Source organism: Methylocaldum sp. 14B (genome assembly GCF_002005105.1).
Classification (GTDB): Bacteria; Pseudomonadota; Gammaproteobacteria; order Methylococcales; family Methylococcaceae; genus Methylocaldum.
Window position 1 is genome coordinate 26963 of the sequence record NZ_MSCV01000037.1, and the last position, 26985, is coordinate 53947.

Consider the following 26985-nt stretch of genomic DNA (forward strand, 5'->3'; position numbering starts at 1 on the left):
ATGGAAGAGGACGCGCCGGGCGTATGCAGCGAAAATGGGGTCACTGGAGGGGGCGGAAATGACACCCGAAACGCATGTAAGGGATCGGAAAGTCGAGGGGTCGCCGGAGAGCGACGGTTAAGCACATACCCCTTGCACCATAGAAAGGCGACACAAGTCGTGATTGTTCGTCTTTTCTCATCCGACGACTGTTTGATATAGTGAAAAACGTTTCGGCCGGACCGTTCTCGTTCCCGGCCCATTCAAGGAGGATAGTCGACTTGCGGAGAGTCTGGCGATGGACAGCGCACCGTTTCCGCTTCATCTAAACCCGAGGTCCCATTGGGGGCCAGCATTCGCTGCTCCGTCCGACGGGTGCTATTCCTCGGAGCAAATCGCCATTCCCTCGATCGCGTGCGGAATTCAAGTTGAGGGAAACCGTAATCTCGCTGACTAGCCAAGGTTTTTGATCTTCCGTGTGGGGTTTATCGAGGGCGGAAATCGCCGGGCCTCACGGTTGTTGGATCATCGAGCGACTCATGGCGTCAGTGCTGATACAGGGAAGTTGTCGGTACCTTATATATAAGACAGGGATTTAAGATGAGGATATTTGTCGTCGAGCCTACGGGCCAGGGAGGGTTGGTGCACTATGCCTACGAGTTATGCACCGGACTCGCGAATGCCGGAGCGGACGTCACTTTAGTGACCGCAGATGAGTATGAACTCAGCGGCTGTCCGCATAATTTTCGTGTCGACAAGCGATTGCATCTGTGGAAGATCGTCGATTCGCGCGCAGTGCGAAAGCAGCCGCGAGGAGTCCTGGCGAAAACCTGGCGCCGGTTCTGGTGGACCGGCCGAAGAGTGTTGAGGTTTTCTCGACTACTCGGCCAGTGGATTCGCCTGACGAATTATCTGATCGCCGAGAAACCCGACGTCATTCTGTTTGGACGGTTCTATTTTCCCGGAGTCTCGCTTTTTCTTCGAAGGCTTAAGCGTCATGGCCTGGTTTTGGCGGACGTGTGCCATGAGTACGAGTTTCGCGATCCGAGCTTGTCTCGAATCAATGCCCTGATCGATCGGACGACGGGGTTTTTCGAGAAAACCGTATATAAAGCGTTCTCCGCCGTGTTCATCCACGGGGAAATAAATCGGGATCGGTTCTTGGCCGAGCTCGAAGTGCCTTCCGAGCGCGTCCACATCATCCAGCACGGGGTGTCCAGTCTATTTTTCAGTCAGGCCCAAAAGGTCGGCTTAGCCGAGCGTTATGGCATCGAGGCTTCCGACCGGGTGGTACTGTTTTTCGGCAATCTTCGGGTGAGCAAGGGCGTTCCCGATCTCCTTCGCGCCTTTGCTTTGATCGAGAGCGATAAATATCGAGCCAAATTGGTTGTCGCGGGCTACCCGACGCAATCGGTCGACGTAAACGAATTGCGCAGACTGGCCCGGGAGTTAGGAATAGAGCGGCGCACGATTTTCGATATTCGTTACATACCCAACCATGAGGTGAGCGAATTGATTCAGCTCGCTACGGTTGTGGCCTTTCCGTATCTCAGCGCCACTCAAAGCGGGCCGCTGATGATAGCCCACGCTTTCGGTCGGCCGGTCGTGGCGACCTCGGTCGGCAATTTTCCGGAGGTGGTAAAAGACGGAATCACCGGTCTCCTTGTGCCGCCCGCGTCTCCGCCGGCCTTGGCCGATGCACTTGGAAAGATTTTAGCGGCCCCGGATCTCGCCGAAAAAATGGGCAAGGATGCCAAAGCGCTCGCCGAGAGACGGTACAGTTGGAATTCCGTAGCCAGAGACATGTTGACGGTACTCCAAGACATCGCCTTGGGACCCGCCGTCCGCGGAAAGACAGCTTCATCGGCAAACGACGCACGGACGGTAATACGATGATCAAGATCGAGATCGTTCAATCGGAAGAGGGATTTCTCGCGCTCGCATCGGAATGGAATGCCTTGCTCGACGCATCCGGGCTGGGAAATATATTCCTCACCTGGGAGTGGATATCCACATGGTGGACCTGCTTCGGCCGAGGACGCTATAAGCCGTGGGTCATTACAGCTCGCGACGGAAACGATGGCCGGCTGGTCGGGCTGTTGCCGCTCGCTTTGCAAACGGTAAATCTCGCCGGTCTCCGCCTGCGGCAACTATCGTTCATGGCCGGCGACCGGGTCATCGACCATCTCGACGTGATCGCTAAACCAAGCCATAGCCATGCGGCAATGCCATTCTTCGTCGATTGCCTGGTCGGAAAGTCGGTCGAGCACGATATCGTCCGGCTCGATGCCATGAAAGCCGATTCGGCCTTTGTCAAGGCACTCCTCGATACCATCGAGCAACGGCCTGATGATGCTAGCCACATGGCGATCGACTCGGTCTGCCCTTATCTTTCGCTTCCCGATACGTGGGACGGTTATTGGGCCTCGATCGGAAAACAAAGCCGATATAACTTCACCCGCAAGGCCAAACGGCTTCAGGCCCGAGCGAGCGGGCCGGTCAGCTATCGAAGGGTCGAAACGAAAGCAGAGCTTTCAGATGCTATCCGTGAGCTCGTGCGTTTGCATCAGGCCAGGCAGCAGCAAAAGGGTAACCCCGGAGCGTTCGCGCAGAAGCGGGCGATCGAGTTTCATACCGCGGTTGCCGAGCGTTTTCTGGACAAAGGATGGCTTCGGCTGTACTTGCTTACCGTCGGGAGCCAAGTGATCGCGGCCATCTATTGCTACAAATTCGGCGGCAAATTCAGCTTTTACCAATCGGGCTACGACCCAGCTTGGGCCGAGTGCAGCCCGGGCGCCTTAATCATGCTGCATGCGGTTCGAGAGGCAATCAGCGAGGGTACCGAGGAATTCGACTTTCTTCGCGGCGAGGAGCCTTACAAGTCGTTATGGACCAGCACGGCGAGGACGGACCTGCGTTTACGGATCGCCACGAGCATGCCTGGCTGGCTGATTCTCAGAGCATATCAGCTGGCCTACCAGGGCCGCCGCGCCATCAAGGCGAATCTCGGTTGGGGTAACCGCCATGCCAAAGCCGCATCCTGACCGCATACTGTTCATGATCGATTCTCTTGGTATGGGAGGTGCCGAGCGGATGCTGTTCAATTATCTCCAGCATCTCGACAGGAATCGATACGAGCCCCGTGTTTGCGTGTTTCGGGTCCGTGACGGAAATCCCATTGCCGCCGAAATCGAGAGGTTGGGGGTGCCGGTGGATCTGCTGCCGGCTTCGGGTATCCGCGATTTCATGAATGTGGTGTCTCTCGTGCGCTATCTCCGGCGTCACGGAATCGATCTGGTACATACCCAGCTCGAAACGGTCACGGTACACGGCGGTATTGCCGCCAAAATCGTCGGTCTTCCGACTGTGCACACTCTGCATACATTTGCCTATCCCGAAGCGACGTCAAAAGAAATCCGTAGAAGCGAAGTCGCGTGGTTTGCCCTGAGAAACTTTCACGACAAAATCATCGCGGTTTCTGCGGCGGTCGGCGATTATGCCGTGGCCAAAGGGCGTGTGCCGCCGGAAAGGATTTCGGTGCTCTACAACGGAATCGATACGAGTTCCTTTCGCCGTCGCAATGAAGCAGACCGAGCGGCAGTGCGCAAGACCTTCGGGATACCGGCGGATGCGGCATTGGTCGTCACGGTTGCGGTATTGCGTCGGGAAAAGGGAATCCAATTCCTGATCGAAGCGTGGCCGGACATCCTCGAAGCCGTGCCGAACGCCTATTATCTGATCGTCGGTGCCGGCCCTTTCGAAAGTCAGTTGAAGTCGCTCGCCACGACTTACAAATTAACGAATCGAGTGTTATTTGCCGGTGCTCGCAACGATATTCCGGAGATATTGGGAGGCAGCGACCTTTTCGTGCTTCCCACACTCGACGATGTGCTTCCGACCGTGTTGGCCGAAGCGATGGCGAGCGGTTTGCCGATCGTGGCGAGCCGTGTCGGCGGAGTCCCCGAGATGGTGGAACCCGGCAAGAACGGTTTGCTTGTCGCTCCTGCCGACCAAACGCAACTGGCGGAAGCCTGTGTTCGTCTGCTGCGTACGCCAGACGAGGCGCTGCGGCTGGCGCAGGGCGGACAAGACGTCGCCGAGGCGCGTTTTAATGTTCGAAATCAGGTGCGAAAGCTCGAAAACATCTATCAGGAACTTCTGGAGCGGACAAATTCCTCCTGATAACTTGGTATTCGAGCGCCGCCGTCGGCGAACCTGGTGCCATTCGTCGTTCAGCTGACCTCCGCATTGGAACGATAAAGTACATGGTGCACCTTGCATTGGAACGACATTCGAGTTAGACCGGGGTGGACGCCATAGCGTCTAAGTTCCAGCATTGGCGTATGTGCCGTATTCGGTCCCTGAATGGTTGTTGCTGCTGCGAGGATTCCGAAGTCTTTAAGAATATGAATTATTTTGTAATCGTAATCGGTGGACCCACCGTTCGGGTATGCGAATAACCGGCAAGCTTGGCCCGTCCAGTCGGATATCGAACCAATACTTTCATCGATTTCATCACGTGCTGCCTTAAGCGGAACTCTCGTAAGGATCGAATGAGAAGCCGTGTGAGCCCCAAAATGGATTAGCCCGGAGTTAGTCATGGCAGTTATCGCGTCCCGATCCATGATCCGAAAATCCGATGAGGAATCGAGAAGACTGCTATCAACCTCGAGCTTCTCGATAATTCGCTCGAGCTGTTCCAGAAGATCGCAGTGTTCCAGTTTCTTGAGGTAACACTGTAGTTTTCTCGATGCAATGGCCTTGGCGTTTACTGTGGATAGGTTAAATTTAAGGCCTTGCCATTCAAGAGTCGGCATAAACGTATTTGCGATCGCCTGAATCAAGCGGCAAAACCAAATCGTCTTCGAAGTTCCGACAAAGCCGGTGTTTACGAATACCGTTGCCGGAAAATGGAATTCCCGCAGGATCGGAAAAGCGACGTCAAAGACATTTTGATAACCGTCGTCGAACGTAATGACCACGGTCGGACGGTCGATGGATCCGGATCGCAGCCGCTGAATCGCGTCCGGCAAAGCGGCGACTCGGCAATACTTGGCGAGGTATTCCATCTGCTCTCGAAACTGAGCTTCGGTAATAAAGCAGTAATCCGGCACCGATAACGGCCGCCGCACTACGCCATGATACATTAGTATCGAGAGTTTGTTTTTGTATAACGATCTTGGCAAAAGCCAAGATAATCGAAAAGCAGACTCGGTTAATGTAAGAGAATCCCGCTCGATCGGTTTGATAACTGATTCTGGGTTTGACATATAGCAATCCTGCCATGGCTTTAAAGTCCATTTTAAAGTCACTCTCGTTAGCCGATGATATTCCGGTTAACGATGGATCCCGAGTGTATCAGGTGAATCTCAGCATGATCAATGAAGATGAGGCAATCATAACGGACAGAGGAATATTATGTACAGTAAAAACCACTCGAAAAACGGTTTTGATGATTCAGGAGCGAGCAAGATATGGCCGATGCTTCAACGGAGTATGGAACACGCATCTATGACTCCTGCCGGGACCGATATCTCATGAGCGGACAGTCATGTTACTCGACTAACTAAGTATCATACGGGCTATTTTTGAATTCCGGAAATTATGTAAGCAATACATTACGAGTGATCGGCCGGTGTGACAAAAAGACGATTCCTTGAGATTAAGCCGAGCCGGTTGTGTTTCTACCGAATATCGAGATAAACACCGTTACGCCTGTCGTTTTTCGATGAATACCGCGGTCCGGCCGCAGGCAGCCGGATTTGCCGCGACACGGGCAGGTATCGAGCTCCGGAAGGTGCCGCCAGGTTATACTTCGCGCCATTTTGCGGAATCGGACCTTCAATCGTGATCGCTACGATCGTTATCGTTTTCTCCCTCGTTTATATCGGCATGATTTTGGGCGGCTTGCCTTTTCTCCAGCTCGATCGGACAGGCATTGCGGTGCTCGGCGCGATCGCTCTGATTGCCACCGAGTCGCTCACGCTCGAGGAAGCGGGCAGGGCGCTTCATGTTCCCACCCTGATTCTTCTTTTCTCGTTCATGGTCATTTCGGCTCAGTTGCGGCTGGGCGGATTTTATACGCTGGTGACGGAAAAACTCGGCACGCTCCGGGTGAGTCCAGCTGTGTTCTTGGCGGCCCTGATCGCTGCGGCGGCGGGGCTTTCCAGCGTGTTCAGCAATGACGTCGTCTGTCTCGCGACGGCCCCGGTATTGATCGATGTCTGTGTGAATCGTCGCCTCGATCCGGTGCCTTTTCTGCTCGCCTTATCCTGCTCGTCCAATATCGGCTCGGCCGTCACGCTCATCGGAAATCCGCAAAACATGCTGATCGGCGAGACCCTGAAAATGTCGTTCGTCGATTATCTTCGAGACGCCGCGGTTCCGGTGGGCCTGGGGCTTGCGATAACCTGGCTGCTGATCGCGCTGTGCTGGCGCGGACGTTGGGAGTTCGAGCCGAGCCGGATCGGAGTCGACCAAGACCCGCGTCTCGAACGGCATGCGCGTTTCGATCCTTGGCAGACGACAAAAGGGCTAAGCGTTGCAGCTGCGCTGTTCGCGGCGTTTCTGTTTTCCGGTTGGCCGCGCGAAATATTGGCTTTAGGCGGCGCCGGCGTACTGTTGCTGTCGCGGAAACTTCATTCGAGACATATGCTCGGTCTCGTGGATTGGCAGATCATCCTGATGTTCATCGGGCTATTCATAGTCAACCATGCCCTGGAGATGACGGAGCTGCCCAGGCAGGCCGTGTCGGCCTTGGCGAACGCCGGACTCGACTTGCACGATCTCGGGCCGCTTTATGGCGCATCCTTCCTGCTCAGCAACGTCGTGTCCAATGTACCTGCCGTGATGTTGCTCCTGCCCATGGCCATCCATCCGGACGCGGGGCTGCTCCTTGCCTTGTCGAGCACCTTCGCGGGCAATCTGCTGATCATCGGAAGCATCGCGAACATCATCGTCGTGGACGCAGCGGCACGCCGGAACATCGTGATCACCTGGCGACGTCATGCCATGGTGGGGGTGCCGGTAACCCTGCTTACCATTGCTATCGGTGCCGCGTGGTACTGGTCGAGAATGAGATGATGCCGATGGTCCTTGCTTGGGATAAGGGAGATCGTCCCGTCTTGCATCACGCGCAACGACACGCCGCCGACCTCATTGCGCGCATTCGAAAACTGCAAACTTCCAGAGTTCCGGGAGTTGTGATGTCCGAATGGAAAGCATTGTCGATTACTTCACCCGCTAATCCGGTCGGCTCTCTGAATTCGACGGCAGGTTGAGATCGTTCCTCACCCGAATCCACGGTTCTGTGCCGGTTTCTTGAACTGCCTGGCCCGCCGCTTCTGTAGCCAGCGGATGATCCCGGTGACGTACAGCACCGGACAGGCGAGGCCGGAGAGGAACACCAGGATGCGGCCGGGTAAGCCGAAGACTTTTCCGGAATGCAGCGGCCATTGCCATTGCACGAACACGTCGCCGCCGCTGCCATGGGCGGGATCTCGCACCTGCAGGAGCTCGCCGCTGCGCCGGTCGAGCACCAGACAGCGGGAATCGAGCACGTGGGGGCGCAATTCGGGGATGTCTCGGTAGCAAGCGGTGAAGAGCCCCTCGTCGCTTGGGGAAAACGAATAGAACTGCGGCACGCCGCCCGGATATTCCGACCGCGCCAGGGCGGCTTCCAAATTGATTGAAGGCATATTCGTGCCCGGATTGCCCGATGCGGTGGGCTCCGGCGTCAGGGGCGAAAAGCGTTCCACCAGCCAGCGGAACTGCGCGGGAAGGTTGAAGTAAAGGCCCGACACGAGGAGGGCCAGAAGCACGATCACGGGGTAAAACCCCGAGACCTGATGCAGGTCATGGTTGAAACGTACCGTGCTGGCGCGGCGCTTGATGGTGAATACCCGCCGCCATTTGCCATCCAGCGGCCACCAGAGAATCAGGCCGCTGAGGACGGAAACGACCGACAGCGCGGCCATCGCTCCCACCAGAATGACGCCGAAGTCCTTTAGCAGCAGAGCGTAGTGGAGCTTGAAGACAAAGCCGATGAGGCAATGCCGGAGCGGATTCCGGGTGTGGTAGAAGACGCGCCGGCCTACCGCTTCAGCCGTGTAGGGATTCACGGCGATGTTGAGCGCGGCCGCTTCCTCCGGCGGCGGTGTCGGTGTCTGTTCGGGATAGTAGAAGCTGAACACGTAATTCATGCCCGCACCGTCCGGCGCGTCGAGCCAGCCCGACTCCCAGCCCGGCGCCGCGGCTCGCTCGGCTGCGGCGAGAATCTCGTCCAAGGGCCTGCGCTCTGGTCCGGGCGGGATCGATGCGCGGTACAGGTCAGGGTTCAGGGACTCGTCGATTTCATGCCAGAACACCAGCACCGAGCCGGTGACTCCGATCACCGCCAGGAACAAACCGAGCCCCAGCCCCAGCCAAAGGTGGACTTTCAGCCAAAGCCTGCGCCGGGCCTGGAGACGTCTCAGCCGGCGGCTTCTCCCGCTTTCGCGAACCCTTCGATGGGTGGAGGGGGTGACGGTTCGATTCATGTTCGGTTCCTGTCTCCCGTCTCGTCCGGTTTCCCGGAACGATGAACGAGACGGGATATTCCGGTGGCGGTGTTCGTTCAATACTCCAGACGTAACGACCCCAGGACGGTCAACGGCTCGCCGACGGTGATTCCTGCGCGTGGTGCGCCATCCAGCATGTTGGTCGCTTTGAAGTAAGTCTTGTCCAGAATATTGGTGACATTCACTTGCGCCGTTAGCCGCGTCGGCCCGACATTGAAGCGATAAGCCGCCATGGCGTCCCAGCGCACGTAACCGGGTAGCTGAAAGCTGTTTTCGTTATCTCCCTCCCGCTGACCGGCGACATAGGCACCAGTGCCCAGGCTCAGCCCTTTGACGAATTCGAACGGCAGGTCGTATTTGACCCAGAGGCTGCCCGAGTTCTCCGGAACGTTGGGAAGCCGATTGCCTTCGTTGTCGGGGAATTGGTTGTCCCGCTTGATTCGGGCATCGGTGAACGCATAGGTTCCGATAACGCTTAGATCCTCGGTAATCCTGCCGGCCACATCCAGCTCGATACCCTGGCTGCGCGCCTGTCCCTGTGTCTTATAGAAGGTACTGTTAGCCGAATTCGCCACATCGACCGCCTGGATGTTCTCCTTGGTGAGGTGGTAATACGCCAGGCTGGCGATGAGACGGCCGTCCCAGAATTCGGTCTTGGTTCCGATCTCGTACTGCGTGCCGGTTTCCGGCGTCAGGATCTCGCCGCTGAAGGAACGGCCCAGGTTGCTGCCGATGGACTCCACGAAGTTTCCGTATAGCGATAACCATTCGAAAGGACGGTAGAGGATGCCGACACGCGGGCTGAAAAACTGGGTTTCCAAGGCATCGAACTGGTTCTGGGTGAAGAGCAAGTGGTTCCAGCGGTTGGTGTTCTTCTGATGAATCCAGTCGTAGCGTCCGCCGCCCAGGATATGCAGTTGATCGAACAGGGTGATCTGATCCTGGAAGTACAGCCCGTACCACTCTTCCAGGGATGCCGTGTCGTAGTTGAAGCTCCGGCGCGACGGAAAACGATGGGTGTCGAAATTGAACGCGGGATTTCCCCGCGGGTTGAACGGGTCGAAGCCGTCCATGCCTGGAGGCCAGGGCAAGCAGTTGCCGGACTGTCCGGGGCCGGCGCAACCTTCGCCGAGTTCCTGGCGCCGATAATAATCGCCGCCGAGCAGGAGATTGTGCTTGACGCCGAAGGTTTCAAACTTTCCGTTCAAATCCAGGCTCGTGGCATAGGTGCGCCGGGGATTTTCGACCTGCCACAAGCCGCGATGATATTCGTCGTTGCCGAAATCGACGACCGGTCGATAACTTTCCCGGTAATCCCGGTCATCGTAGATAAAAGTGTGTTTGAGTGCCCAGTCATCGTTGAAGGCATGGGACCAGTTGAAATCCAGCAATATTCCGTCGTGTTGCGTGAAATCGCCTCGGTCGCCCATGAACTGACTGCGCTTGACCTTGGCCGGGCGATCACCGAGGGCGACGATGCCGCTGTCGATGACCGAATTTTCGTGGGTGTATTCCAGGGCCAGATTGAAAGTGGTTCGTTCACCGAGTTTCCAGCTGATCGAAGGAGCGAAAAATACCCGTTCCTGATCCACGAAGTCGCGAAATGAATCCGAATTGAGATAGGCCAGATTGACGCGATAGTTCAAGCCATCGGTCAAAGGCCCGGTCGCGTCTATGGTCGTTCGATAGAAATCATAGGAGCCGAACTGCTGCTGCAGCGCATAGTACGGTTGATCGAGCGGCTGCTTGGTCACCAGGTTCACCATCCCGCCCGGCTGAATACGGCCGTAGAGAACGGAGGATGGCCCCTTCAGAACCTCGATCTGCTGCAAATGCGCCGTTTCGAACGTGGTTCGCCCCAAGCGGACGCCATTGCGGTAAATCTGGGCATCGGCGGTGAAGCCACGGATCGTGAAGTTTTCGCGCAGATCGCCAAAACCGAAATTCTTCTGCACGCCGCTGACGTTTTTGATGGCATCTTCCACGCGCACCACCTGCTGATCCTCCATCACCTGTCTAGTCACCGTCTGGATCGACACGGGAGTCTCCATGATCGGTGTGTCGGTTTTAGTCGCGGTGGAGGTGCGGATCGCGGCATAGCCGGGGTTTTCGTCCTCCGCCGAATCGGTAACGGATACCAGGTCCAGGGCGACGCTGGCGTCCTTCGGCGCCTGCGGGTCCTCCTTCACCGCCACCAGCGTCTTGTCCACCCATTCGTGACGCAGGCCGTTCCGGGCCAGCACCCGCTTCAAGGCCTCGTCGGCCGTCATGCGCCCGCGCACCGCCTGGGTCTTGAGTCCTTGCACCGCGGCGTCGGCGTACATGAGCTTGATGCCGGATGTGTCGGCCACGCTGTCCAGGGCGGCGGACAGCGGCTGTGCGGGCAAATCGAAATCGAAGCGGTCGGCGCCCGCAAGGGCGTCGCGTCCGGCCAAGGCGAAAATCAGCGCCAGAGCGGACGGTTTCGGAAGTGCTTTCCCCCGATGCCCCGGCTTGCGAACGGGGCGGTCGCTATGGACCATGGTCGTCTCCTTTGTTGTGGTTATGGGTCTTGCGACGGCTGATCGTCTTCAAAACTCCTTAACGAAGGAGAGCGGGCAAACCGGACATTTTTTTGTAGAAGGGGGAAGAACTCATCTCCGCGTGGACCGCTCCAGCACAATCGTGTCGCCGCTCGAGCGCTCCGCCCGGACCGGCAAAATTTTCTCGACGGCATTGAGGAAGGGGGCCAGATCGTCGGCATCGAAAGCGCCGCTCAGGGTCTCCCGGCCGAGGGCGGGGTCGGCGATAACGAAGCGCACCGGGTGATAGCGTTCCAGTTCGGCGGCAACTTCGGCCAGCGGGGCGTGCCTGAATACCAGGCGGCCGTGGGTCCAGGCTTCGATCTGCTCCGCGTCCGCCCGTTGCCGGTATCCGAGCCCGGTGCTCTCGCGGTAGCAGTTCCGTTCACCCGCCTTCAGCCGCTGTGTCTTGGCATGGCGCGCATCTTCCAGCTCGACCTCGCCTTCCAGCACGGCTATCGTGACCTGTTCCGGCCATTTGCGAACGTCGAACCGGGTGCCGACATCGCGGATCGACAGATCTCCGGACTCCACCACGAAAGGATGGTGCGCATCGTGGGTCACGCTGAACAAGGCTTCGCCGGATTCCAGCTCGACTTTCCGGCTCCATCTCGACCAGTGCACGGCGATCCGGGTGGAAGTGTTGAGATCGATGCGGGAACCGTCGGCCAGCGTCACGCTGCGCCTTTCGCCCATGGCCGTGGCGTAGCGGGTGGTTTCGACCCGGAATTCATACCACCATCCCGCGGTCAGCACAGCCGTCAGCAAGACGGACAGGAGGAGGGTCGGCAGGGCCGAGGGATGGGGGCGTGCCCGGCGGGCTTCGTCGAGGCCGGGCACGGGAATCTTCCGCAAACTGTCCATGCTGGCCCACACCTGCTCGGCCTCCGCGTAGGCCGCCCGGTGCTTTTCGCTTTGCGCCAGCCAGGCGGAGAACCGGGTACGATCCTCGTTGCTGCAATTTTCCGATTGCAGGCTTACGAACCACTCCAAGGCCTGTTTCAGAATGCGATCGTGAGGTCCGTCGAACGGGGGCATCAGCGGAAATTCCCGTTTAACCCGAACTGCGGATCCTGCATGCGCCGGTGACAATGCAGCATCGCCTTGACCAACTGGCGCTGTACAGTCTTTTCGGAAATCCCGAGACGCGCCGCGATTTCGCCGTAGCTCAAGTCGTCGATCTTCCGCAGCAGAAACACGTGCCGGCACTTTCCGGGCAACGATGCGATGGCGTCCAGCAGGATTTCGCACTGCTGACGGAGCGATGCCAGTTCGTCGGGAGAAAGCTTGGGGCAGGTGAGATCGTCGGCCAGGGAATCGGCGCTGACGAAGGTTTGCCGGTTTTGCCGCAAATAATCGATGGCAAGGCGCTCCGCCGTGCGGAACAGGTAGGCCGGCAGGTTGTCCCCATGCGCCAGCGCGTCCTTGCGCACCAGGCGGAGATAAGTCTCCTGGCTCAGATCCTGCGCGGTTTCCGGACACTGCACGCGGCGCACCAGAAAGGCCACGATCGGATCGCGGTAATCGCGAAAAAGCCGGAAAATCTGGTCGTGGGTGAGGGAGGACATGAATGGCGTCGGATGGATCGGAGGAAACGGTTGGTCTCGGTCCAGGTTAATACCTGGACTGAAAAAGCAAGCTCGATGCCATCCGTACACGGCAGCGCAAGCCCTGTAGGAAAGTCTTTATGCAACAGTGCCATACGAAAATCCCGTGGTTCCGGATCGGGAGCGTGCCGCTATCCGGCGCAGTCCGTATGTGTCATTTGCCGCAGTGGGAATCGGCGGAAAGATCGTGTGTCACGGGGGCAATCCCCCCGACCGCCTCGGATAAAACGGCCGGACCATGCGCCTATTGCCTTGGCGGAGCGCCTGGCCGATGCGCGATTCCCGGAACTTTCCGCAGTGGTACATATCTTGCCCGTAACATTTCCGGCCATAGGGGAGGCATTCGCCCGGATTCCGGTCGATCACTTTCGGTCCCGACAGATCCGCAAAAACCGCAAGACACGAGGACATTACGTGGATTCCAAAGCCATCATCCGGTTCGGATTACGGCAAAATCCGATTCTGACCGTGCTTCTGCTTATCGGCATCATCGGGGCGTTCCCGCAGCAGACGCGGGCTGCGGGCAACGGTTCCAAGCCGCTGATCCTGCAAGCTGCACGGGTATTCGACGGCGTCAATATGAATACCGATTACGCGGTTCTGATCGTCGACGGCAAGGTGGCGGGCGCGGGGCCGTCACGGCAGGTGCGCAATAACGGCGCGCGCATCGTCGATCTTGGCGATGCCACCCTGCTTCCCGGTTTCATCGAGTTGCACGGCCATTTGGCCTTCCAGAACGTGCCGCGCGAAACGGTGCTGCGCCACGGTGTCACCACCGTCCGCGACGTGGGCGGGCCCTTGCTGGCGCCCTCCGGCGGCGACGGGAGGCTACGCCTGTTGACGGCCGGTCCCATCATCACCGTGCCCGGCGGCTATCCCATCCCGGTGTTCGGCCAGCCCGGTCATGGCCATGGGCACGGCGAGGTGGCGGCGCCGGTCGAATCCGTCGAGCAGGCTCGGCAACTCGTGCAACACCTGGTTGCCGGCAGTGCGGCCGTCATCAAGATCGCACTGGAACCCGGCGGCGAAGAGGGCGCGTCCTGGAGCACGGGACATCCGGCGTCGCCGCCGCCGCCCTGGCCGATGCCGTCCCTGGAAATCGTCCGCGCCGTAGTGGAGGAGGCGCATAAGCTGGGCAAACAGGTATCGGCCCACGTGGCGGAACCCAAGGGCGTAGCGCGAGCACTGGCGGCCGGCGTCGACGAGTGGGCCCATGTCCCCTGCGAGCCCATACCCGACGAATTGCTCGACGAGGCCGTTCAACAAGGCGTCAGGATCATCACGACTATCGATACGCTGTCTCATTGCCGCGGGATACACGCGAATGCCGCCAAATTGGCGAGCCTGGGCGCCCAGCTTTACTACGGCGCCGAAATCGCCCATACGGAAATTCCCTGGGGCATCGATGCCCAGGAGCTTCATCTGATGGCGCACCTGACCGGGATGACGCCCCTGGAGGTGTTCCGTACCGCCACGTCCAAAGCGGGAGAAGTCTTGGGTCTCGCTCCGCTCGGCACCCTGAGCGTCGGTGCTCCCGCCGACCTCATCGCGGTCAAGGGTAATGCGCTGGAAAACTTCAAACGCCTGGAATCCCCGGATTGGGTGATGTCGGGAGGAAAAATCGTCGTCAATTACTTCGGCCGGTAATTCGATTCCTCGCCTCCCCCCAACCCGCGGGCCGGGGCGGCTTTTTGGACCGCTTTGCCCGCCGCTTCTGCAGCCAGCGGACGACACCGGTGACGTACAGCACCGGGCAGGCGAGGCCGGTGACAAAGATCAGGATGCGGCCGGGCCAGCCGAAGACTTTGCCTGAATGGAGCGGCCACATCCAGTCCAGAAACGTGTCGCCGGCGGCGGTTCGGGTGTCGGGATCGTGGACCGTCAATATCGCACCGGAATATTGATCCACCGTCAACCGCCGCTCCGACCAAAAACGGCTGAGACCGGGTACGTCCCTTATGCTGATGGTGTAGACACCCGTTTCGCCTTCTGGAAGGCGCAGCCAATTGACCCTTCCCTCGGGATAGCTCCGGCGGACGCTGGCCAGGGCGCGATCCAAACCGATGGGAGAGCGTCCCGCCGCCGGGGATGATTGCGGATTGTCCGTAAAAGACCGGCTGTTCGGCGAAAGCAGTTTGACCGGCACCTTGAAATGATCGGGCAGGTTCATGTACACGCCGGACAGGAGCACCGCCAGCATGATCAAGGCGGTGTAAAAGCCGAAGGTTTGGTGAACATCGTGATTGAGGCGCTCGGGACTGGCAGCCCGCTTGATGGTCAATGCCCGCCGCCATTTGCCGGTCAGCGGCCACCATACGATCAAGCCGGTGAGCACCGAAATGATCGAAATCACGCCCATGATTCCGACGACGACCGCGCCGGTATTACCCGCCAGCAGGGCAAAATGCAACTGGAACATGAAAGGCACGAAGCCGTCCGGAAGCCACCGGCCCCGTTCGATCACGGCCCGTGTTCCGGTCACCTCGGCCGTGTAGGGGTTGACGAAGACATGCCGGAGTTCGGGCGTGGATTCGTTGTCGGTGACAACGCGGTAGAAGAATTGATACGCCCGCCGGTCATGCCGGGGGTAAATGATCGAGCCGATTTGCGCTCGGTCCGGCATCACCGAGCGAGCCGCTTCGACGATGTCGTCCACCGGGCGGAAATGTTCTTGTCCCTCTACCAGATTCGCCAACGCAATGACGCCGGGATTCAGCCAGTCGTCGGTTTCCTCGTAGAAGACGAGAACGCTGCCGGTAATGCCGAAGATCGCGAGACAGAATCCGAGTATCAGCCCCAGCCAGCCGTGGACTTCGAGCCACAATTTTCGACGCGCCTTGAGCCGCGACAAGCGCGCGGCCCGCCATGCGTCGACGCCATTCGGGGATTGCCGTACGACGCTCATCCATCGATTCATCATTCCTCCCTCATTCGATCAAAATTCCAGCCGAATCGAACCCATCGCGGTCAGCGGGGCGCCCGGATAGATGCCGACACGTGGCGGCGCGTTCTGGAAAGGATCGGTCGATTCGTAATAGGTCTTGTCCAACAGGTTGCGGATATTGAACTGCGCGACCAGGTTCGAACCGCCGAGCGGGTAGCGATAGGCGGCAAAGGCGTCCAAGCGGACGTAACCCGGCAAGACAAAGGTATTGTCGTCGTCGCCTTCCCGCTGACCGGCGACGAACACGCCGGCGCCGAAACTCAAGCCGTTCAGAGGTGCGTAGCGGCGGATATCGTACTTGAGCCAGAGACTGCCCGCATGCTCGGGCACGTTGTTCAGGCGATTGCCCTGAAGCCCCGAGTTGTCTTTCGTGATGCGTGCGTCGGTAAAGGCATAGCTGCCGATGAGGCTGAGTTCGTCGGTGATCTGTCCGGACACATCCAGCTCGATGCCTTGGCTGCGCGCTTCTCCGATCGGGGCGACGGCGAACGGGTCGGGGCTGCTGAAATCCCGAGTCAAGATGTTTTCCTTGGTCAGATGATAATAGGCTAGAGTTGTCGTCAAGCGCTGGTCGAAAAGCTCGGTTTTGACACCGGCTTCGAATTGTTCGCCGATTTCCGGATCGACCGTGGCGCCACTGCCCGTAACGCCGTTGTTCGCGCCGAACGAAGTGGTCCAGTTGCCGTAAACGCTCAGCCAGTACCAGGGCTGATAGAGAATGCCCACTCTGGGGCTGAAACCTTCATCTTCGCGTGAGGGAAGGCTGGCTTCGGCCGCTCTGAAGGAATCGCCCCGGCCGCGTCCGGTCGTCGCCCAGTCGTAACGGCCGCCCCCGAGGATGTGGATCTTATCCCAAAGCGTGATGTGGTCCTGGAAATACACGCCGTACCATTCATCCCTGAAGTAGGAATGATTGCTTCCCGCTGGAAAAGGCGTCGCCAAAGCATTCGCATAAAACGAACGATCGATGCCGTAGACCGGATTGTAAATATCGATTTCCAGACCAGGCACGGGATTCATGAAATCTCCCCGGGTCAAGTAGGTGCCTGTCGATCGCAAGAAGTCGAAACCGACCAGGGTTTGATGCCGGGTTCCCCAAAGCTCCAAATTCCCGGTCAGGTCGAGGTTGGTGGTATAGGTTTCCGCGGCGGCAACCTGAGAAAAGATATTGCGGAGATAGGTTCGATTGCCGGCGCTGGGATCGAAGAACTGTTGCACGGTAAAGACATTCGCCGGTTTGACGGAAAAATTGTCGTCATCGTTAAACGAAGCCAAGAACCGGTTACGTATAGTCCAGGTTTCGTTAAAGGCATGGCTTAAAGTAAAGCCGAGATTCACCCTCGACAAGGTATCGATCGGATCGCCCGGATCGATGAAGGAGCGGCTGATGGGAATAGACGCCGGGCGGTCGCCGATGGCGAACAGAGCCCGATCGACCTGGTATTCCTGATACAAGGCTTCGACTTCTAGGGTCATTTCCGTGGCGTCGGCGGGGCGCCAGGTCACGGAGGGCTGCACCAGAATTCGGTCGTTGAAATTGAAATCGCGGAACGATTCATTGTTCTGATAAGCGCCGGCAAAGCGGTAGCTCCAGGACCGATCCCCGGTAATCGCTCCGGTCGCGTCCCATTCCGTCCGATAGAAATCGTAAGAGCCGAAACGCTGTTCCAATGAATAATAGGGCGCATCCTCGGGCCGTTTGGTCACGACATTGATCATTCCGCCCGGCTCGATGCGGCCGAACAAAATGGCCGCGGGGCCTTTCAATACCTCGACGCTTTTCAGATTGGCCGTATCGAACTCGGTGGCTCCTCCAATAGAAACGCCGCTGGCGACGAGGCCGTTACGAAACACCCGATCGTTTCTAAATCCCCGGATTATATAGCCGTTCCCAAGGCCTAAACTCGATTGCGGGCGTACGCCGCTGACGTTTTCCAATGCATCCTTTATGCGCGTGGTTTGTTGATCCTGCATGACTGCGCGGGGTACCACCTGTACCGAAACCGGCGTGTCCATGATGGGCGTGTCGGTCTTGGTGGCGGAGAAGCTGCGGGCTACGGTGTAGCTGCCCCGATCTGTTTCTTCCAGCGCCTCGTCTTTCACCATAACGGGGGACAGATGCACTTCCTGGTTGTCAGCCATGGCCGGACGGATCGGCTCCCGAGCCCGTTCCAGCGTGACGGCCCTAGCCCCGGTATGACGATAGACGAGGCCGGTTCCGGCAAGGAGCTTTCTCAGGGCTTCAGACGGCGGATAGCGTCCGGCGACGCCGGGGGAACGCGCGCCCTTCGCGAGCTCCGCCGGGAAGCCGACCTGCCAGTCTGTGACGGCTATGAATTCGTTCAGCGCGTCTTCCAACGGCTGGGCGGGAATCGAAAACGGCATCGCCTGCTCGCTCCGGGCGGCAGCTTCGGCAGCCGAGGCTCGCGGGGAGAAGGACAATGGCGGAAAAGTCAGCGCGATGCCAATGGCGACTCGAGTGAGCGTCCGTGAGAGGATGACGGTGGACTGATGATTTGTTGTTCTTGTCATGAATGCTCCCAATGCCGGTGTCGTATGCCTGATTCAGGCTCTGGTTACCGAGACGTTTTAGGGGGTGGGAGCACACACCTCGCGACGAAAGAATTTTCATCGCGCATTCAGCGTCTTTGTCGGCAAAGGATTGCCGACCTACATTTTGGGCCGGGATAAGCCGCCGTAGGTCGCGAATCCCTTCGCGACATTGCGCCGCTCGACCCGCGGCTTGGTCTTGATTTCCAAGACGGTATCTATAGTTTCGGCGACCTTGAAATGGGCGATTGCAACCTACGGTCATTTCACGGGCTACGGCAAGCGAAACGCGTTTCCGGCATACCCAGGGGCACGCCGATTAACGCTCTAACGCACTACCGTCAGATAGGGCGAGACGGTCGTGACGCGGGCGCCGGCGATGTCCGCGAGGGCACGGACCACGGCGGCGGTGTCGTCGAGCTTGTAGTTGCCGGTGACGCGGGTCTCCGCAAGCCTCCCGCTGGCGATGACGATGACGCCGGGATGATAGCGGTCGATTTCATTCAATACGTACGCCAAGGATTGATCCTTAAAAATCAGCCGCTTGTTGAGCCAGGCGAAGGCGCGTCCTGGGTCGATGGTCTCCGGCGGCGTGACCGTTTCCTTTGAGATCGATACGCGCTGCCCCGCCGTTACCTTAACGCTTGCGCCTTTCTCGTTGCCGCAGGCGACGATGCCGCTGTCGACGGCGACCGAGGTTGTCTCCCCGGCCAGAACCGCGAACCGGGTGCCCACCACCCGCACGGTCGCGTTGCCGGTGCTGACGATGAAAGGCCGTGCGCTGTCGGGCCGGACCTCGAAATAGGCCTCGCCGGCCAGAAGGCGAACGCCGCGCCGATCGTTGTTGAAATCGAGCACCAGGGTGGAATCGGTATTCAGGACGACGGTGGAACCGTCCGCCAGCGCGATGCGGCGCTGTTCGCCGGCTACCGTAGTGTAATCGGCGCGCCAGCGGTCGATGAGCTCGGATGCAGCCGCAATCCAGCCGGCCAGCAGCAGGACGGAGGCGGCCGAGGCCCAACGGCGGGCCGTTCGCCGCCGGCTTCGGGCGACGACCGGCGGGACCGCGGCGGGAAATCTTGCCAGCGCCTCGGATAAAGCCGGGGAATTCCACAGCTTCTCCACGCGGGCGTAGGCCTCGGTATTTTCGGGCTTGGCTGCATGCCAGGCCAGGAAGGCTTCCCGCTCGGCCGCGCCGGTTTCGCTGTCCCGCAGCCGCGCGAACCATGTCAGCGCCTCGGCTAGCGGCGTGCCGGGCGCCTTGGGATCGTCGTCGCCGTTGGAAGTCATGAAGAGGATAGGGTCCGCGTGAAATGGAGGCGTTATAGGATAAGACGTTCGAGGCGTGCCGGAACACACTGGCGTCAGAAGATATCGTCTCCCAAAACGGATACGAGATGAGCCAGCGCCGCATGGACATTTTTTTCCACGGCGCTGCGGGACAGGCCGATATGGCTGGCTATGCGTTCGTAAGGCCAGTGATGGAGCTTGTGCAGTATCAGAATTTGCCGCCGACGCTCGGATAGGCCAGCCAAGGCTTCGAACAGCCTTTCGACATCCTGCTGCGTTGCGGCATGCTGCTCCGGTGTCGGAGCCGAAGCCGGAATTTCGGCAACGATCTCCGGATCGGCTTCCGGACAATCCGTCCGGCTGCGGACCTTCGCCTTGCGCAAATGATCGAGAGCCAGATTGCGCGCGGTTTGGTAAAGAAAGGCTTTCAGGTAGGTGACGTGTTGGCTCTCCGCCGCGCCCATCACGCGCACATAAGCTTCCTGTGCCAGATCCTCGGCAGTCTGCCGGCAGCCCACCATACGGAACAGAGTGTGAACGAGCGTTTCCCGGTGATCCAGGAACAAATCGCTGACGCAGGCGGAAGAATGGTCCATTGACGGCGGACGGGGTTACGGCTGGTTTTTGTTATTTCGGACTTGAGCGAGGCCACTTTCTCGTGGTGGCAAAGAGCTCAAGCAATACAAATGCCATGGGAAGCGGGCCGGAAACCTTGCGGTTGGGCGATACATGAACCGGATTGCTGTGTGAATTGCCGCACCTGGTGTGGCATAGCTCGGGTAGCCGGCTTGGCGGGCAAGATAAGACGCGAATTTTGAAATGATCTCTACTGCCACGAGACGTCGAGAAACGCCTTACCCTGATCTACGATCTTTGCCTGCCGCTCCTTCAACCAGCGGATTAAACCGAACACGAGCACCGCCGACAGGGTCAGACAGTATTAGAGTCGAACGTCTGCTGTAATCGGCGTCGGGTTTATTAATCAGGCCCGTAAATACCCTCCTGGTATTTCGGGCCGCCGCCCAGGCCCGGTACACGCCCGGCCTGGGCTCACGCGGCTTGTCGCCGCGCCGGGGCATCCCTGCCCCGGATTAACCCGGCCTATATTTATAGGCCGGGTTAATAAAAGGGCTTTGTCCCGGACGACATACCCGGTTTCTCGTGTCCCGGTTTCGATACTAATGTCACTCTTTCGTGCGGCATTATGATTCTGTTAGGCTTAGCGTGCCCTGTGTTGTTTACGGCATGGGGTAGGACATGTCGATTCCGATGAATAGCACCTAAGGAGGCAAAAATGAAGACGAAGATCATTCCATTGATGGGCGCGTTGGTTTTGACTGCGAGCGGGATGGCTTACGCCTGGGACGCGCATACGGACCAGGCCATCGAGCACGCGGCGCAGGCCCTGGCCCACGGCCAGGATAATCATGCGCCACAGGCGACCCAGCATGCCGAAGAAGCGCTCACCCATGCCAAGGCCGCCGAGAAGTATCACGATGAAGCGACTAAGCACGTGAAAGAGGCGATCAACCACCTCAATCAGGCGGTCGAGCACGGTAAGATGGGACACGCCGATATCGCCGCCCAGCATTCCGACGAAGCGTTGAAGCACCTAAAAATGGCAAGATAAGAACTTTCGCTTCAATGCAAGCGGGCAGGTGCGCATTCTCTGTCCGCTTTTTTTGTCCCTACACCTTCAAAAGCGGCATTTGGCGAGAACGGCGAGCGCCGCTCGACCTTTACCTCAGAACAGCCCTCTCCTGAGGGGGTTACGCTCGAAGACTCATAGCAAACTGGAAAGCGTTCCAGCCGTTCCCCTTGCGCATCATGGATCGGTTCTCTCGAATTGCGTGTGTTCCCGCACAACTGGGTGACAGCCCTCAATTCCTTCCCGAAGAACAGGGCGACCAAGCCACACGATGCTTGGCCAGCAAGGCTTCCGGCGTTTGGCACCGATTTTGTAATCAATTTTGGTGCATAACCTCAACTTGTACTGTGGCGGATGATTGAACGAGTGCCAGGTATTCCCCGGCATCGCTCTCCCATCCGCCGTTTTTTTGCATGGGTTGGGTATGCCCGAGTTCGAATCGGGAGCCGACGACTCGCGAATCGAGCCGATTCCATCGCGACTGATGCAAATTGAGCTCTCCTCGAAAGGGGGGGGTGCGAGCGGAACGATGAGAGAAAGACGCTTTGCCGTTGCTCTTGCGCCGTTGCAGCGCTTCCGGCAGGGAAGGAATCAAAATGCATCCGTCCTGGCTGTTCAATCAATACTAAAGGAGACCTTATGCAAAGAATCGATACGCTATTCGCTCTGAGGAGACTGGCCGCAGCCGGTGCGCTTGTGCTTGCCGCTTCGGTCTGCTCGATCGCTCATGCGGAAGCGCCTTATAAAGTCGAAGGAAAAGCGGTGGACAAAGCGACTTTCAATGGGTGGAAACTCTACAAGCGCCAACGCTGCGAGACTTGCCATGGACCGACCGCGGAAGGAGGGGCCGCTTTTCCCAATCTGGTGACCGGCTTGAAGAACATGAGCGCGGACGATTTTAAAGCGACCGTGCTCAACGGGCGCAACAACATGCCGGCCTTTAGCGGCAACAAGGCGGTGGTCGACGGAATCGACGGCCTGTACGCTTACCTGAAGGGGCGCTCGGATGGGGCGATCCCTGTCGGCGAACTACAGGAAATGCCGTAGGCTGAAAACCGCCACGAGGCCGGGGAGCCCGATGGCAGACCGGCCTCGATCCGTCCGGCCGCGTTCGCCGTCGAGACAACACCGCTGCCGTTCATGGATTCGTTACTCCCCGAGATCTTCGGCATTCGCCGTCAGGGCGGCCACCGGTGTTCCGACGAGTCTCACCCGCTGCTGCGCCACATCGGTCCAGGCTGCGTAAATCTCATCGCCCGCCTGCGCCAGGCTGATATGGCGGCTCGGCCAACGCGGGAATCCTCCGCGGTACAGGCTTGTACGGCCCAACAGGGTGCCGTCTGGCCGCAGCCGGGCCATCCACAGTTCTTCGTCTGGACCCGCCCGTCCCCGCCAAGCCGCGATAGCCGAACCATCCTCCAAAAGCAGCGTGTCGACGTAGCCGTTCGCATCGGCGCCAAGCTCGACGGGTTCGCCGAAATGCGCGCCCTGGTTGGCTGAAAACGCCGCTTTTACCCGCCCCACGCCGTCCGCTGCGGTGAACCAGGCGACCACCGTCCGTCCATCTTGCGAAGCCACGGCGGGGCCGTTGCTCGGACAACCCTCGATGGCCCACCGGTCGGCATGCACGATTCCATTCGAACGGATGCCGCCCGAGCTCCAGCGAATTAGGGCGATATCCCGGAGCTCGCCTGCGAGATGATCACGGTAAGTCGTCGATAGCGTGTTCCCATCGGTTACCGTCCGGGTCTCGCAACAGGAGCAGACGTCGGGATCGAGCGTCGTTTCGGCGCTCGCGCGTCCGTCGGCGCCGATCAGCGTGGCCATAAGGCGATAACGATCCGGATGCCGCCGGTCGGTCCACACCAGCGCGAATCCACCATTTTCCAGGGGAGCGGCGGACATTTGGGCATCGTAGATGCGAGCGGCGGCGGGGTAGGGGCGTTGCGGTTTGCTCCACTGGCGCCCGCCGTCCTTGGATATCGAGACATGAATGTCGGCCGCGTAGCGATCCTTGGCCCGGTCCTGATAGGTCATCCATACCGCGGCCAATGCGCCACCCTTCAGTCCGACCACGAGCGGCGGCGCGGCGAACTTGTAGCAGCCCGCGACGACCGTATGCGGCGCGGCCCAGATTCCGCGCTCGCGAACGGCGAAACGGAAGCGACTCGACTGTTCGTCGCCTTCCACCCAGCTCAACAAAAGCCGCTCTCGGTCGAGTTGAGTCAGATGGTGTTGGCGGCTGCCCTGCGCCGCTGGAGTATCGATTTCGCGCACGAGCGTTTCCGACCCCATCGAGGGGGCTACGGCAAAAGAAGCCAGCCACAACACCCCCGCAAAAAAACGTGAAAAGAACGAATGCTTCGTTTTCATGGTGACTTCCTTGAGTCTTGCGCTAATTCGTCCGGCCATGGCTTACATGGCACACTCGGAACTTGGGCATGCTGCAACGGTTCGGCCGGAGTTGGAGGAGGTGGAATATCTTTTCGAAGCCATATCCTGCTCGATTCCACGTGTGGGGAATAAAGACAAGTCGCTGAAAACCGGACAAATCCACAGAGTGGTCGCGGCCACCCTTTCCCCTGAGCACTCCCAAGCGCTCGGAAAGGCTGACCGCTAGTCGGCACAAAAATAGAAACAAACTTCGCGCCAGATATTATCTCATCGTTATTTCAATGGCTTAGGGAAGGACTGGGTTTTAGAAGGGCGGGCCATTAACGCATTTGCCGCACTGCGCCGAGTGAAATGCCGCACGGTCCATGCGACAAAATGTCCTATTGGATCAATGAGTTAGGCGGCGTACGATAATCCCATCTCGTAGCAGTCATTGGTTTTCCTCCGGGACCCAACCGTACGAGTGCGTGAGATCTCCTCATTCGATCGGGATGCCGTTCAGTCGACATCCCGTTTTTTATTCCCTGCCATAACCCGAGTCACGACACTCCGATTGCAGCACTCGTAGCAGGGCGCAAATTCCTTATCCCGCAAGCAACGGACATACGGGCTATTTCATGATCATAGCCGCGAAAGATCGGCTTGCCTGTCGCGCTACAATCTCCGGGGTCGGGATCGTCCGGCCGTTCCTAACGGGCAGAGGAAGCGGCTGCCGAACGGTCCGTCGACATCTGTCTGAGTCTCGGCGGAAAAAGAAAGATCTGCTTCAAAACTCCACCCGCACCGAGCCCAGCACCGTAAACGGCGAGGCAGGTACGACCGCGAGCCTGGGCGCGACATTCACGAACGGATCGGTCGACTCGTAATAGGCTTTGTCGAGCAGGTTGCGCAGGTTCAGTTGCGCGGTCACGCGGGACGGGCCCATGGTCCAGCGGTAAGCGGCGGCGGCGTCGAGCCGCACATAGCCTGGCATCTTGAACGTGTTCTCGTTGTCTCCGTCGCGCTGACCGGCCGCGAACACCCCGACCCCCAGTGAAAATCCGTTGGACGCATCGAATCCGTTGATGTCGTATTTGAGCCACAGGCTTCCGGAGTTGTAGGGCACATTCGGCATGCGATTGCCCTGGTTGTCCGAGTTATCCTTGGTGATCTCGGCGTCCGTGTAGGCGTAGTTGCCGATCAGGCTGACGTAATCCGTGATCCTTCCGGAAATGTCCAGTTCCATGCCTTTGCTCCGCGCCTCGCCGATGGTGTCGCTATCGGTTGGGTCGGCCGTACTGAGGTCGGGGGTGAGAATGTTCTTCTTGTTGATGTTGTAGAAGGCAAGAGTCGCGGTCATCCGGCCGTCGAAGAATTCGGTCTTGACGCCGGCTTCGTACTGCTCGCCGGTTTCCGGCGTTACATTCCCGAAGCCCGGTATATTGTTGTTCGATCCGAACGATTCCGCCCAGTTGCCGTAGATGCTCAACCAGGACCAAGGCTGGTAGAGAATGCCCACCCGCGGGCTGAACTCGTCATCCTTTCGGTTCCGTCGGGCGTCGTCCGCCGCGGAATAGGAAGTGTCCGAATAGCCGCGTCCGATCGTCGCCCAATCGTAGCGACCACCGCCCATAATGTGGAGTTTTTCCCAGAGCACGATGTGGTCCTGAAAGTAGACGCCGAACCATTGTTCCTCGGCGCGAGAGTAGAGCGGGAACGCCAGGCGGTCCTTGTCGAACAGGGCGGCGTCTATGTTGTAGCTGGGGTTGAAAATATCGATGGCGAGCGCCGGATCGCCCGCAAAATAGTCGCCGCGAGCATGATACTTTTCCGAGTTCTGGTAATAATCGAAGCCTACCAGGACTTCATGTTCGGTGTCCCACAGGTCCAGTTTTCCGGTGAGATCCAGGTTGGTGGCGTAGACGTCCTGGTCCGACCGCTGGTGAAACAGGTTGCGGTCCAGCGTGCGGTTGTCGCTGCGCAGGGCCGAAGCGTCGAACTGGGGCGAAGGCGTGATGTCCAGATTGTCGGCATGGTAATACCGCGCCAGAAAACGGTTGCGCAAGGTCCAGTCATCGTTGAAGCGGTGGGTGAGATTGAAACCGACGTAGACGTTGGAGATGTTGTCGACGGGATCGTCCGGGTCGTCCAGCGCTCGGCGAATCGGAATGGGTGCCGGGCGTTTCCCGATGACGGGGATGCCGTAGTCGATTTCCCGATCCTCGTTGAAACCTTCCACCTCGATCGAGATTTCGGTGGCGTCGCTGATCCGCCAGGTCAGGCTCGGGTTGACCTGAATCCGATTCATGGTGTGGAACTCCCGAAACGAGTCGCTGTCCTGATAAGCGCCGGTAAAACGGTAGAGCAGCGCTCCATCCTGGGTCACCGGCCCGGTTGCGTCCCAGAGGGTGCGGTAAAAATCGAAGTTGCCGAACTGCTGCTCCAGAGAATAATAAGCCTGGTCCAACGGCTTCTTGGTGGTCAGGTTGATCAGGCCGCCCGGCTGAATGCGGCCATAGAGCACCCCGGCGGGGCCTTTCAGTACTTCCAGGGACTGCAGGTTGGCGGTATCGAAGCTGGTGAAGCCCACCCTCAGTCCGTTCCGGTATTGGTTGAAGTCCTGAAAACCGCGGATGATGAAGCCGTTGAATACGCCCAAGGAAGGTTGCGGGCGCACGCTGCTCACGTTTTCGAGCGCTTCCTTTAAATCGGGGGTTTTCTGATCGTCCATCACCGCTCGCGGGACCGCCTGCACCGACACGGGTGTATCCATGATCGGCGTATCGGTCTTGGTGGCGGTGGAGGTGCGGGTTACGGTATAGCTTTGGCCGTCCTCCTCGGTCACCACCTCGCCTTTCACCATGATCGGGGACAGTTGCACTTCTTGCCTATCGACCGCGGGCGCGGGCTTTTCGGCTCGGGCGAGGGTGACCGTGCCGCCGGGCGTCACGCTGTAGGTCAGCGGCGTGCCGGCCAACAGCCGGTCCAGCGCTATTTCGGGCGGGTACTCGCCTTTGAGTCCTCCCGTTTTCAAGCCTTCCGTCATTTCGCTACCGTACAGAAGCTGCCGTCCGCTCTGTTTGCCGAATGCGAGCAAGGCGCTGTTCAAAGGCTGCGGAGGAATGTCGAAACGGGTGTTTTCCGCGGCACCGGCGGTGAAGGCGGACAGTAAGGGCAGGCCGAACACCAGCACGCGGCATTGGTTGCGGGGCCGATCGTTCCTGAGTCGGGACGGCTGGGACATGCGGTTTTTCTCCTGATCTTCTTGCTTTTTTTCGGTGGGCAAAATAGTCGGCCCACGAGAGCTATGACGGAGTCGGAGAAAAAAACCACATGGCGTAACCGACGGCGGATTTTACGCTGGGTCCCAAACTCCGGTTCAGGACCCATGTCGAGAAGTTCCGGCTTCCCGATTTGGAACCCAGAGCATTTTCATACCTACTGTACGGGCACTCGCGCGTAGGTTGCGAATCCC

18 protein-coding genes are annotated in these 26985 nt (G+C 58.9%); 7 read left to right on the forward strand and 11 right to left on the reverse strand.

Translation table 11 applies throughout. The features are described 5' to 3' along the window. Positions 1-579: 579 nt before the first annotated feature. Genes B2A78_RS21490 through B2A78_RS21500 form a run of 3 tightly spaced genes read left to right on the forward strand, consistent with a single transcriptional unit; the run spans position 580 to position 4161 of the window. On the forward strand, positions 580-1875 hold the full coding sequence (locus B2A78_RS21490; RefSeq protein WP_077732108.1) for a glycosyltransferase family 4 protein: 1296 nt from the start codon (positions 580-582) through the stop codon (positions 1873-1875). Next, positions 1872-3023: a GNAT family N-acetyltransferase gene (locus tag B2A78_RS21495; protein ID WP_077732109.1), complete on the forward strand. Its 1152-nt coding sequence runs from the start codon at positions 1872-1874 to the stop codon at positions 3021-3023. Before B2A78_RS21490 ends, B2A78_RS21495 begins: the two co-directional genes overlap by 4 nt. Positions 3024-3036: 13 nt before the next feature. Next, positions 3037-4161: a glycosyltransferase gene (locus B2A78_RS21500; protein WP_168175513.1), complete on the forward strand. Its 1125-nt coding sequence runs from the start codon at positions 3037-3039 to the stop codon at positions 4159-4161. A 50-nt stretch (positions 4162-4211) separates the two neighbouring features. Here the strand turns inward: B2A78_RS21500 and B2A78_RS21505 are convergent, their stop codons facing one another. Beyond that, complete coding sequence (locus B2A78_RS21505; RefSeq protein WP_077732111.1) at positions 4212-5249, reverse strand: polysaccharide deacetylase family protein; 1038 nt, start codon at positions 5247-5249, stop codon at positions 4212-4214. A 577-nt stretch (positions 5250-5826) separates the two neighbouring features. Between B2A78_RS21505 and B2A78_RS21510 the strand changes: the two genes are divergently transcribed. Beyond that, a complete protein-coding gene (locus B2A78_RS21510; protein WP_086133894.1) occupies positions 5827-7062 on the forward strand; it encodes an anion transporter in 1236 nt (411 codons plus the stop codon). 206 nt (positions 7063-7268) lie between these two features. On the opposite strand, the gene B2A78_RS21520 is transcribed toward B2A78_RS21510, so the two are convergent. From B2A78_RS21520 to B2A78_RS21535, 4 genes are all read right to left on the reverse strand, one after another. Further along, on the reverse strand, positions 7269-8516 hold the full coding sequence (locus B2A78_RS21520) for a PepSY-associated TM helix domain-containing protein (RefSeq protein WP_077732113.1): 1248 nt from the start codon (positions 8514-8516) through the stop codon (positions 7269-7271). Between the two features lie 77 nt (positions 8517-8593). Continuing rightward, positions 8594-11059, reverse strand: coding sequence for a TonB-dependent receptor (locus tag B2A78_RS21525; RefSeq protein ID WP_077732114.1), 2466 nt, complete (start codon positions 11057-11059; stop codon positions 8594-8596). A 111-nt stretch (positions 11060-11170) separates the two neighbouring features. Further along, positions 11171-12136, reverse strand: coding sequence for a FecR family protein (locus tag B2A78_RS21530; RefSeq protein ID WP_077732115.1), 966 nt, complete (start codon positions 12134-12136; stop codon positions 11171-11173). Beyond that, positions 12136-12666, reverse strand: coding sequence for a sigma-70 family RNA polymerase sigma factor (locus B2A78_RS21535; protein WP_077732116.1), 531 nt, complete (start codon positions 12664-12666; stop codon positions 12136-12138). Before B2A78_RS21535 ends, B2A78_RS21530 begins: the two co-directional genes overlap by 1 nt. Before the next feature lie 453 nt (positions 12667-13119). On the opposite strand from B2A78_RS21535, the gene B2A78_RS21540 reads away from it, so the two are divergent. After that, positions 13120-14352, forward strand: coding sequence for an amidohydrolase family protein (locus B2A78_RS21540; RefSeq protein WP_240502626.1), 1233 nt, complete (start codon positions 13120-13122; stop codon positions 14350-14352). On the opposite strand, the gene B2A78_RS21545 is transcribed toward B2A78_RS21540, so the two are convergent. The 4 genes from B2A78_RS21545 to B2A78_RS21560 all read right to left on the reverse strand — a co-directional run bounded on the left by B2A78_RS21545 (position 14333) and on the right by B2A78_RS21560 (position 20085). Continuing rightward, complete coding sequence (locus B2A78_RS21545; RefSeq protein WP_077732118.1) at positions 14333-15625, reverse strand: PepSY-associated TM helix domain-containing protein; 1293 nt, start codon at positions 15623-15625, stop codon at positions 14333-14335. The genes B2A78_RS21540 and B2A78_RS21545 overlap by 20 nt on opposite strands. A gap of 15 nt (positions 15626-15640) precedes the next feature. Then, positions 15641-18181, reverse strand: coding sequence for a TonB-dependent receptor (locus B2A78_RS21550; RefSeq protein WP_077732119.1), 2541 nt, complete (start codon positions 18179-18181; stop codon positions 15641-15643). Positions 18182-18526: 345 nt separating this feature from the next. Next, entirely contained in the window at positions 18527-19489 is a 963-nt protein-coding gene (locus B2A78_RS21555) for a FecR family protein (RefSeq protein ID WP_077732120.1), read from the reverse strand. Positions 19490-19563: 74 nt separating this feature from the next. Continuing rightward, positions 19564-20085, reverse strand: a complete 522-nt coding sequence (locus B2A78_RS21560) for a sigma-70 family RNA polymerase sigma factor (protein WP_077732121.1) — start codon at positions 20083-20085, stop codon at positions 19564-19566. A 698-nt stretch (positions 20086-20783) separates the two neighbouring features. On the opposite strand from B2A78_RS21560, the gene smbP reads away from it, so the two are divergent. Both smbP and B2A78_RS21575 read left to right on the forward strand, forming a co-directional pair. Beyond that, entirely contained in the window at positions 20784-21119 is a 336-nt protein-coding gene (gene smbP, locus B2A78_RS21565) for a small metal-binding protein SmbP (RefSeq protein ID WP_077732122.1), read from the forward strand. Positions 21120-21776: 657 nt separating this feature from the next. Further along, the gene (locus tag B2A78_RS21575; protein WP_077732124.1) at positions 21777-22184 is read left to right on the forward strand and encodes a cytochrome c; all 408 of its coding nucleotides are present in this window, start codon (positions 21777-21779) and stop codon (positions 22182-22184) included. Between the two features lie 102 nt (positions 22185-22286). Here B2A78_RS21575 and B2A78_RS21580 read toward each other — a convergent pair whose 3' ends face one another. Together B2A78_RS21580 and B2A78_RS21590 are read right to left on the reverse strand one after the other, a co-directional pair. After that, positions 22287-23510 (reverse strand): hypothetical protein, encoded by a 1224-nt coding sequence (locus tag B2A78_RS21580; RefSeq protein ID WP_077732125.1) that lies wholly within the window; start codon positions 23508-23510, stop codon positions 22287-22289. A gap of 787 nt (positions 23511-24297) precedes the next feature. Beyond that, positions 24298-26754 (reverse strand): TonB-dependent receptor, encoded by a 2457-nt coding sequence (locus B2A78_RS21590; RefSeq protein ID WP_077732127.1) that lies wholly within the window; start codon positions 26752-26754, stop codon positions 24298-24300. Positions 26755-26985: the final 231 nt, after the last annotated feature.